Origin of the sequence: Tibeticola sp. (genome assembly GCF_022759015.1) — a bacterium.
Classification (GTDB): domain Bacteria; phylum Pseudomonadota; class Gammaproteobacteria; order Burkholderiales; family Burkholderiaceae_C; genus Tibeticola; species Tibeticola sediminis.
The window spans coordinates 1-9,535 of record NZ_JAEMQB010000175.1 but is presented as its reverse complement, the minus strand read 5'-3'; the positions used below and the strand labels follow the sequence as shown (position 1 = coordinate 9,535).

The following is a 9,535-nucleotide window of genomic DNA, read 5'->3' as shown; positions in this document are numbered from 1 at the left end:
GCTCGACGCGATGCACCAGAAATTCGCCGATCTGCTGGCCGAGCGCGGCGCTGCGGTCGACCTCATCGTCTGGTGCCCACACGGGCCGGACGCCGGCTGCGACTGCCGCAAGCCGCGTCCGGGGCTGCTGCATCGCATCGCGGAGCAACTCCAAATCCCGCTCGAGGGCGCGGTTGCGATTGGCGACAGCCTGAGGGATCTCGAGGCAGCCGTCGCCGTTGGTTCCGAGCCTTGGCTGGTGCGGACCGGAAAGGGTGAGCGCACCCTCGCCAAAGGGGGGCTGCCGGCAGGTACACGGGTGTATGCCGATCTGGCCGCGGCGGTCGACGCACTGCTTGGGCCCGAGGAGGTGCCTGCATGAACACAGCATGGAGCCGCCCTGAAGGCTACCCCGGAGGCCGATTTTGGCAGACCGCCCGATTTGCCATCGATCTTTCGCGTCCGAAGGTCATGGGCATCGTCAATGTGACGCCGGATTCGTTCTCGGACGGCGGCAGTCACTGTGATGCCTCGGCTGCGCTGCGGCACTGCGAGCAGCTGCTGAGCGAAGGGGCCGACATGCTCGACATCGGCGCCGAGGCGACGCGCCCCGGTGCCGAGCCGGTGCCGCTCGAGCAGGAACTCGAACGTCTCGAACCGGTGCTCAAGGACGCGGTGCGCCTGGGCGTGCCGATTTCGGTCGACACCTACAAGCCCGCGGTGATGCAGCGGGCACTCGACCTCGGGGTCGACATCATCAATGATGTGCGCGCGCTGCAGGAGCCCCAGGCCGCCGTGACGGTTGCGCGTCATCCGTCATGCGGGGTGTGCCTCATGCATATGCACCGGGACCCGCAAACGATGCAGGTGGCGCCGATGGAGGGCGACGTCGTCCCGGCGGTGCGGGGGTTCCTGGCCCAGGCCGCGGCACGGCTGCGGGTGTTGGGGGTGGAGGCGGAGCGCATCGTGCTCGACCCAGGCATCGGCTTTGGCAAAACCGTCGAGCAAAACTTCAGCCTGCTCGCACGGCAGGGCGAACTGCTCGAACTGGCTTACCCCTTGCTGGTCGGTTGGTCGCGCAAGTCTTCACTCGGTGCGGTGGTGGCCGCTCCGGGGGCGGTGGTGCCGCCGCCGGGGCAACGCCTGGGCGCGAGTGTCGCAGCCGCGCTCCTCGCGGTCGAGCGGGGCGCGGCGGTGGTGCGGGTGCACGATGTGTTGGAAACCGTCCAGGCGATCAAGGTCTGGGAGCGGGTCCGGCAAGCATCCCCGGCTTGAGCGTGAATACTTAGAATTTAATAGCAACAAACGACCAATTGACGCCGGCAATCATGAGAAAATATTTCGGAACCGATGGAATCCGGGGGCGCGTGGGCCGTGCGCCGATCACGCCCGACTTCGTGCTGCGCCTGGCGCATGCGACCGGCCGGGTGCTCAAGCGCAGCGAGAGTCGACCGGTCGTTCTGATTGGCAAGGACACGCGGATCTCGGGCTACATGCTGGAGAGCGCGCTGGAATCGGGGTTCAACTCCGCAGGCGTCGACGTCGTGTTGCTCGGCCCGGTGCCGACACCGGCGGTGGCCTACCTCACGCGGGCCTTGCGCGCGAGCCTCGGCGTGGTGATCAGTGCCAGCCACAACCCGTTCGACGACAACGGCATCAAATTCTTCAGCGCCCAGGGGACGAAGCTGCCCGATGAGTGGGAGCTCGAGGTCGAGGCGGCGCTCGAGGAGCCTGCGCAATGGGCAGACTCGATCGGGCTGGGCAAAACCCGCCGGCTCGATGACGCCGCGGGCCGCTACATCGAGTTCTGCAAAAGCACCTTCCCCAACGACCTGACGCTGCACGGCCTCAAGATCGTCGTCGATGCCGCACACGGTGCGGCCTACCAGATCGCGCCCAAGGTCTTTCATGAGTTGGGCGCCGACGTTGCCGCCATTGGGTGCCAGCCCGACGGTATCAACATCAACGCGGGCGTCGGGGCCACGCACCCGGAGGCGATCGTCGAAGCGGTGCGGGCGCAGCAGGGGCAGTTTGGCATTGCGCTCGACGGCGACGCGGACCGCTTGCAGCTCGTCGACGGACGCGGACGGCTCTACAACGGCGACGAGTTGCTCTACATGCTGGTGCTGGATCGGCTGGCGCGGGGCGAGGCCGTGCCAGGCTGTGTCGGGACCCTGATGACCAATATGGCGGTGGAACTTGCGCTGCGCGCGCGCGGCTTGGCCTTCGTGCGTGCCCAGGTAGGCGACCGCTATGTGCTCGAGGAACTGCTGCGCCGGGGCTGGCTGCTCGGTGGCGAGGGTTCGGGGCATCTCTTGGTGCTGGACAAGCACACGACGGGGGATGGCCTGATTTCGGCCTTGCAAATTCTGCAGGCCAGCGTTCGCCGCAACCGGCCGCTGGAGGATTTGCTCGAAGGGCTCACGCTATTCCCGCAGGTGTTGCGCAACGTCCGCCTCGAGCCCGGCGCCGACTGGCGGCACAACCCCAAGCTTGCCGAGGAGGTCCGACGCGTCGAAGCCGAGCTGGGGGATCGGGGGCGGGTTCTGATCCGTGCCAGCGGCACCGAGCCCTTGCTGCGCATCATGGTCGAAGCGCAAGACGCCGACGCCTGCGCACGGGCGGTCGAGCGGCTCACAGAGGCTGCGCAGGCGGGATGAGAGGCTGAGCGCCGTTGCTTTGATGTCGAGCTCCGCTTTGGCCCTGGAAACCCAAGCGCTTTGGCACGAGGCCGTCGACTGGGGAGTGGTCGGCGTGTTTGCGCTCGTCTACCTTGGCATGTTCCTGGGCGGGTTGCCGCGGCTCAAGCTCAACCGCCCTGGGGTCGCTCTGCTCGGGGCCATCGCCATGATGGGGCTGGGCGTCGTGTCGACCGAGGAGGCGGTGCGCGCCGTCGATTGGCCGACGCTGATGCTGCTGTTTGCCTTCATGGTGTTGGCTGCGCAAATGCATCTGGGCGGGTTTTTTACGGCGGTGGTCGATCGGCTCGGGCAGCGCCCCATGTCGCAGGGCCGTTTGCTGGCAGCCCTCATTGCGGTGGCCGGTGCCTTATCCGCGGTGTTTTCGAACGATGTGGTTTGCCTGGCCATGGCGCCGCTGGTCGCGCGCATCTGCGTGCAGCGTCGACTGGCACCCGTGCCGTTTCTCGTGGGCTTGGCGTGCGCGGCCAACATCGGTTCGGCGGCGACCCTCATCGGCAACCCGCAGAACATGCTGATCGGCTCAGTCATGCAGCTCGACTTTGGCCGCTACGCCCGGCTGGCGCTGGGGCCGGTTGCGGCGAGCCTTGTCGTGCTGTGGGCGTGGTTGCGCTTTGCGCCCTTGGGGTTGGCGGCTCGAGCAACGCCGGCTCCGAGCAGGGACGCGGTCGAACCCGCCTCCGGTTCGCCCCTGCCCGCAGGCGGGTTGGCGATGCCCGCGCCCGATCGCTGGCAAATGCTCAAGGGCTTGGCCGTGGCCTTGGCGCTCATGGCGGTGTTCCTCGCGACGGACTGGCCTCGGGAGGCCGCTGCGCTGGTGGGGGCGGGCATCTTGCTGTTGAGTCGACGCTTTCACTCCTCGCAGGTCATGGGCCTCGTCGATTGGGAACTGCTGGTCCTCTTCGTGGGCTTGTTCGTCGTCAACCACGGGTTTGCTTCCACGGGCTTGGCCGCCCATGCGCTGGCACAGCTGGCTGCTCACGGCGTTCATATCGAGCAGCCCGGGGTCTTGCTGGTGCTGGCGCTGAGCCTGTCGAATCTGGTCTCGAACGTTCCGGCGGTGATGTTGCTGCTGCCGCATGTCGGGGGCGAGCCCGCAGCGGTTTTGTTGGCGTTGGTCAGCACCTTGGCCGGCAATTTGTTGCTCGTCGGCTCGATCGCCAACCTCATCGTCGTCGATGCCGCTCAGGCCCTTGGCATCGACATCGGCTGGCGCGATCATGCGCGCATTGGCATTCCGGTTACGCTGTTTTCCCTGGTCATCGTCTGGATCGCGTTGCCCTAAGCAGCCTGAACCGATCCTTTGCCCGCGGCTGCGGGCACGCCTTCGGATCGTCAGCCAGTGTTGGGGATCGGCGTGGCACAATTGCGCCCCTCGGTCCTTCCAATGCCACAGTCGCATCCGCCAACCGGTACAGCCGTGTCGCGGAAGGTTGTTCAACCAGATCGGATTCCCCTTAGGGGAACGAAAGTCAGCGCACCATGAGCGAACCCTCTTCGGTCTACGCCGCTTATCTCGGCAATAGCTATCTCTTCGGCGGCAATGCGCCTTATGTCGAAGAGCTCTACGAGCGATACCTCACCAATCCCGGCAGCGTGCCGGACAATTGGCGGGCCTATTTCGATGCCCTCCAAAACGTCCCGGCCGTCGACGGCAGCGACGCGCGGGACATTCCGCACCAGCCCGTCATCAACGCCTTTGCGGAGCGCGCCAAGCAGGGCGGCACCAAAGTGGTCGTTGCAGCCGGGGGCGCAAGCGAAGAGGGGCGCAAGCTCGTCGGTGTGCAGCAGCTCATTGCGGCCTATCGCAATCTCGGGACGCGCTGGGCGGACCTCGACCCGCTCAAGCGCACCGAGCGTCCGGCCATCCCCGAGCTGGAGCCTTCCTTCTATGGCTTCACGGACGCCGATCTCGAGACGCAATTCAACACGAGCAACACCTATTTCGGCCGCGAGGTGATGCCGCTGCGCGAGCTGCTCAATGCCTTGCGCGAAACCTATTGCGGAACGCTTGGCGCCGAGTTCATGTTCATCACCGACCAGACGCAAAAGCGCTGGTGGCAGCAAAAGCTCGAGAGCATACGCAGCAAGCCGAATTTCAGCGCCGAGAAGAAGCGCCACATCCTCGAGCGACTGACGGCAGCCGAGGGGCTCGAGCGCTATTTGCACACCAAATATGTCGGGCAAAAACGCTTCTCGCTCGAAGGCGGTGAGAGCTTCATCGCGGCGATGGACGAACTGGTGCAGGGGTCGGGTCTCAAAGGCTGCCAGGAAGTCGTGATCGGCATGGCGCACCGTGGGCGTCTCAACCTGCTCGTCAACATCCTCGGGAAAATGCCCGCCGACCTCTTTGCGGAGTTCGAGCACAAGGCGCCCGAGTCCCTGCCCGCCGGCGACGTCAAGTATCACCAGGGTTTCAGCTCCGATGTGGCGACCGCCGGGGGGCCGGTGCATCTTTCGCTTGCGTTCAACCCTTCGCACCTGGAAATCGTCAATCCGGTGGTCGAAGGCTCGGTGCGGGCGCGCCTGGACCGTCGCGGAGACCCGCGCGGCTCGCAGGTGCTGCCGGTGCTGGTGCATGGTGATGCGGCTTTTGCGGGGCAGGGCGTCAACCAGGAAACCTTTGCCTTGTCGCAGACGCGCGGCTACTCCACAGGCGGCACGGTGCATGTGGTGATCAACAACCAGATCGGCTTCACCACGTCCGACCCGCGCGACCTGCGCTCCACCCTGTACTGCACTGACATCGTCAAGGGCTATGAGGTGCCTGTGCTGCACGTCAATGGCGACGATCCCGAGGCGGTGGTGCTCGCGATTCAGCTCGCGCTCGAGTTCCGCATGGAATTCGCCAAGGATGTGGCGGTCGATATCGTCTGCTTCCGCAAGCTCGGGCACAACGAGCAGGACACGCCGAGCCTCACGCAGCCCTTGATGTACAAAAAGATCGCTGCGCATCCGGGCACGCGCAAGCTCTATGCCGACAAACTCGTGGCCCAGGGCGTGTTGCGGCCCGAAGAGCCCGAGGAGATGGTCAAGGCTTATCGCGCCGCGATGGACGCCGGACGCCACACGGTCGACCCGGTTCTGACGAACTTCAAGAGCAAGTACGCGGTCGACTGGTCGCCATTCCTCGGCAAGAAATGGACCGATGCGGCCGACACCGCGATCCCGCTGGCCGAGTGGAAGCGGCTGGCCGAGCGGATCACCACGCTGCCTGCGAACATCACGCCGCACCCGCTGGTGAAGAAGGTCTACGACGATCGCGCAGCCATGGGGCGCGGCGAGATCGCGGTGGACTGGGGAATGGGCGAGCACATGGCCTTCGCGTCGCTCGTCTCGAGCGGCTATGGCGTGCGTCTCTCGGGCGAAGACAGTGGCCGCGGGACTTTCTCGCACCGGCATGCCGTCATTCATGACCAGAACCGCGAACGCTGGGACGAGGGGACCTATGTGCCGCTCGAGCATGTCTCCGAAAATCAGGCGCCGTTCCATGTCATCGACTCGATCCTGTCGGAAGAGGCGGTGCTGGGCTTCGAATACGGCTATGGCTCCGCCGACCCGAACACGCTGGTGATCTGGGAAGCGCAATTCGGCGACTTCGCCAACGGCGCGCAGGTCGTCATCGACCAGTTCATCGCCTCGGGCGAAGTCAAGTGGGGCCGACTCAACGGCATCACGCTCATGCTGCCGCACGGCTACGAGGGGCAGGGGCCGGAGCACAGCTCCGCGCGGGTCGAGCGCTTCATGCAACTGGCCGCCGACACCAACATGCAACTCGTGCAGCCGACGACGGCGAGTCAGATCTTCCATGTGTTGCGTCGGCAGATGCTGCGCAACCTGCGCAAGCCGCTGGTGATCTTCACGCCCAAGTCGCTGCTGCGCGCCAAGGATGCCGCTTCGCCGATCTCGGAGTTCACGCGGGGCGGTTTCCAGACCGTCATCGGGGAGCTCAAACCGATCAAGGCAGAGAAGGTCAAGCGCGTCATCGTTTGCTCGGGCAAGGTCTATTACGAGCTGGTCAAGAAGCGTGAAGAAAAGGGCGCCGACGACGTGGCGATTATTCGCATCGAGCAGCTCTATCCCTTCCCGCACAAGTCCTTCGCCGCAGAGCTGCGCAAGTACCCCAATGCGACGGAGTTGGTCTGGTGCCAGGACGAGCCACAAAACCAGGGCGCGTGGTTCTTCATCCAGCACAACATCCACGAAAACATGCAGCCGGGGCAAAAGCTGGGCTATTCGGGCCGTGCCGCTTCGGCATCGCCCGCCGTTGGATACGCGCATCTGCACCAGGAGCAGCAAAAGGCGCTCGTCGAAGGCGCATTTGCGAAGTTGCGCGGCTTCGTTCTCTCCAAGTAAGGCGCGCTCGCGCGCATTGGCGTAACCCATCCCGAAAGAATTCCCCATGTCCTACGTCGAAGTCAAAGTTCCCCAGTTGTCCGAGTCGGTTGCCGAAGCGACCTTGCTGCAATGGAAGAAGAAGCCGGGCGATCCGGTGGCGATGGATGAAATCCTCGTCGAAGTCGAAACCGACAAAGTCGTGCTCGAGGTCCCGGCGCCCGCTGCCGGTGTGCTGGCCGAGATCGTCGCCGGTGACGGCGCGACCGTGGTCGCCGATCAGGTGATCGCCCGCATCGACACGGTGGGCCGCGCCGCCGCAGCGGCGCCCGCAGCCGCGCCTGCCCCGGCCGTCGCAGCTCCGGCATCCGCGCCCGCGCCAGCCGCTGCATCCGCGGCCGCTGCGCCCGCCGCAGGCGCGGCGCCCGCCATGCCGGCAGCGGCCAAGCTGATGGCCGAGCGCGGTCTGTCGGCCGAAGCCGTTGCCGGCACGGGTAAAGATGGCCGCATCACCAAGGGTGATGTGCTCGCCGCTGCAGCCAAGCCCGCAGCGGCGCCTGCCCCCACGCCCGCTGCTGCCGCGCCGGCCGCCAAGCCGGCGCTGGCCCCGGTGGCGGCTCCCGCGTTGCCCGGCCTGGGCGATCGGCCGGAGCAACGCGTGCCGATGACCCGTTTGCGTGCCCGGATCGCGGAGCGGCTGCTGCAATCTCAGGCGACGAACGCCATCCTGACGACCTTCAACGAGGTCAACATGGCTCCGGTGATGGAAATGCGCAAACGTTTCCAGGAGCGCTTCGAAAAGGAGCACGGCGTCAAGATCGGCTTCATGAGCTTCTTCGTGAAGGCCGCGGTGCATGCGCTCAAGAAGTTCCCGATCCTCAACGCTTCGGTGGACGGCAACGACATCATCTATCACGGCTATTTCGACATCGGCATCGCCGTGGGCTCGCCCCGCGGCTTGGTGGTGCCGATCCTGCGCAATGCCGACCAAATGAGCTTTGCCGACATCGAGAAAAAGATCGCCGAGTTCGGCGTCAAGGCCCGCGACGGCAAGCTGTCGATCGAAGAGATGGCGGGTGGCACCTTCTCCATCTCGAACGGTGGCGTCTTTGGCTCCATGCTCTCGACCCCCATCATCAACCCGCCGCAATCGGCCATCCTTGGCGTGCATGCGACCAAGGAGCGTCCGGTGGTGGAGAACGGCCAGATCGTGATCCGTCCGATCAACTACCTCGCGCTGTCGTACGACCATCGCATCATCGATGGCCGCGAAGCGGTGCTGGGGCTGGTCGCCATGAAAGAAGCGCTCGAAGATCCGGCGCGTCTGCTCTTTGACATCTAAGGAAGGGCAATCATGGCTGAACTCAAATTCGACGTCGTCGTCATCGGCGCCGGGCCTGGCGGCTATGTCGCGGCGATCCGGGCGGCACAACTGGGTTACCAGGTCGCGTGCATCGACGACTGGAAAAACTCCCAAGGCGGGGCGGCACCGGGCGGCACCTGCACCAACGTCGGATGCATTCCGTCGAAGGCGCTGCTGCAATCGTCCGAATACTACGAACAGGCGCAGCATCACTTCGGTGAGCACGGCATCAGCACCGGCAAGCTCTCGATCGACGTGCCGAAAATGATTGCCCGCAAGGACGCGGTCGTCAAACAGAACAACGACGGCATCCTCTACCTGTTCAAGAAGAACAAGGTGCGGTTCTTCCATGGCCGGGGTTCGTTCGTCCGCGCCGTCGAGGGCGGCTACGAGATTCGGGTGCAGGGTGCGGAGGATCATCTGTTGCAGGCGCAACAGGTGGTTGTCGCCACTGGCTCGGCGCCTCGGGCTTTGCCCGGCGTGCCCTTCGACGAAGAATACGTGCTCTCCAACACCGGCGCCTTGCAGTTGTCCTCGGTGCCCAAGCGCCTGGCCCTGATCGGCTCCGGCGTGATTGGTCTGGAGATGGGATCGGTGTGGCGTCGGCTCGGCGCCGAGGTGACCATCCTCGAGGCCATGCCCACCTTCTTGGCGGCGGTGGACGAGCAAATCGCCCGTGAAGCCCGCAAGGCTTTTGACAAACAGGGCCTGAAGATCGAACTGGGCGTCAAGGTCGGTGGCGTCCAGGTGCAGCGCAAGGGGCGCTCGGCGGGCGTTTCGATCGCCTACACCGACGCCTCGGGTCAGGCGCACGAACTCGCCGTCGACCGGCTCATCGTCTCGATCGGCCGCGTTCCCTACACCGCGGGTCTCAATGCCGAGGCCGTCGGCCTGGCTCTCGACGAGCGCGGGGCGATCGTGGTCGATGAGTGGTGTCGCACCAATCTCCCCGGCGTTTGGGCCGTCGGTGATGTTGTGCGTGGGCCGATGTTGGCGCACAAGGCCGAGGAAGAGGGCGTGGCGGTTGCCGAGCGCATGGCTGGGCAGTTGCCTCAGGTGCACTTCAACACCATTCCCTGGGTGATCTACACCAGCCCGGAAATCGCCTGGGTCGGTCGAACCGAGCAGCAACTCAAGGCCGAGGGCGTGGACTACAAGG

The 9,535-nt window shown here is 65.3% G+C and carries 7 protein-coding genes; all 7 read left to right on the top strand.

Annotated features, from left to right (window positions below):
- On the top strand, window positions 1-361 hold a 361-nt coding region (locus JHC36_RS11080), incomplete at its 5' end, for an HAD-IIIA family hydrolase (RefSeq protein ID WP_287919093.1).
- Window positions 358-1,254: a dihydropteroate synthase gene (folP, locus tag JHC36_RS11075; RefSeq protein ID WP_287919090.1), complete on the top strand. Its 897-nt coding sequence runs from the start codon at window positions 358-360 to the stop codon at window positions 1,252-1,254. The genes JHC36_RS11080 and folP, both read left to right, overlap by 4 nt.
- 50 nt (window positions 1,255-1,304) lie before the next feature.
- A complete protein-coding gene (gene glmM, locus JHC36_RS11070) occupies window positions 1,305-2,639 on the top strand; it encodes a phosphoglucosamine mutase (protein WP_287919096.1) in 1,335 nt (444 codons plus the stop codon).
- Between the two features lie 22 nt (window positions 2,640-2,661).
- Complete coding sequence (locus JHC36_RS11065) at window positions 2,662-3,963, top strand: SLC13 family permease (protein ID WP_287919088.1); 1,302 nt, start codon at window positions 2,662-2,664, stop codon at window positions 3,961-3,963.
- A 197-nt stretch (window positions 3,964-4,160) separates the two neighbouring features.
- On the top strand, window positions 4,161-7,034 hold the full coding sequence (locus JHC36_RS11060; RefSeq protein WP_124219468.1) for a 2-oxoglutarate dehydrogenase E1 component: 2,874 nt from the start codon (window positions 4,161-4,163) through the stop codon (window positions 7,032-7,034).
- Window positions 7,035-7,080: 46 nt separating this feature from the next.
- Entirely contained in the window at window positions 7,081-8,355 is a 1,275-nt protein-coding gene (odhB, locus tag JHC36_RS11055; protein WP_124219466.1) for a 2-oxoglutarate dehydrogenase complex dihydrolipoyllysine-residue succinyltransferase, read from the top strand.
- Window positions 8,356-8,367: 12 nt separating this feature from the next.
- On the top strand, window positions 8,368-9,535 hold a 1,168-nt coding region (locus JHC36_RS11050; RefSeq protein ID WP_287919084.1), incomplete at its 3' end, for a dihydrolipoyl dehydrogenase.